1 protein-coding gene is annotated in these 632 nt (G+C 67.9%); it reads right to left on the bottom strand.

The annotated features are described in order from the left end of the window. Positions 1 to 105: 105 nt before the first annotated feature. The coding region (locus B3T77_RS06925) for a hypothetical protein (RefSeq protein ID WP_292078331.1) at positions 106 to 632 on the bottom strand (527 nt) is incomplete at its 5' end.

Raw genomic sequence — 632 nt, 5'->3', positions numbered from 1 at the left:
CGCCGTGACGGAGGGGCTCTTAACCGCCAATACGCATCCAGGCGATTACAAGTGCCCCTCCACCGCTGCGCGGTCCACTCCTTCTTTCATGAGGAGATAAAGACGTTAGGCGGCCGGACGGGCAGGCGGCGCCGGCGGCACGGGCGCTTCCGGGGCCTCGGGCGCTTCGACGCCCTCCTCGACGACGGCGTCGGCGGCCTGGTCCAGGGCGTATTGGGCGACCAGGCTGTAGGTCTCCATCTGCTCGGGCGTCGGATTGGTCCAGGCGCTGTTGCGGGCGATGCCTTCTGCGGTGACGACGCCCTTCTGCATTCCCTCTTCCATCGCCTGTTTGACCTCGGGGTCATTCAGCGCCTCAGCGACAATGGCGTCGACGTCGATGTCCTTCAGGGCCTGGGCGGCCATTTCGGTGGCGTGTTTCGTGGTCTCGGCGGTGAAGGCGGCGACATCGGGCGCATAGTCCGACCACAGGGCGGCGATGCGACGGCCGCGTTCGGCCTCGCTCAGGCTCTCGTCTTCGGAAATCGCCTCGGCGCGTTCGCCAAAGGTCTCCATGCGCGCTTCGAAGGCCTCGGCGGCGGCTTCCATGCGGGCTTCGGCGGCTTCAGCGGAAGCCGGAGCCGGAGCCGGCG

Source organism: Brevundimonas sp. UBA7838, assembly GCF_002500885.1.
Classification (GTDB): domain Bacteria; phylum Pseudomonadota; class Alphaproteobacteria; order Caulobacterales; family Caulobacteraceae; genus Brevundimonas; species Brevundimonas vesicularis_C.
The sequence above is the reverse complement of the archived record's forward strand: the minus strand, read 5'-3'. Positions and strand labels throughout refer to the sequence as shown.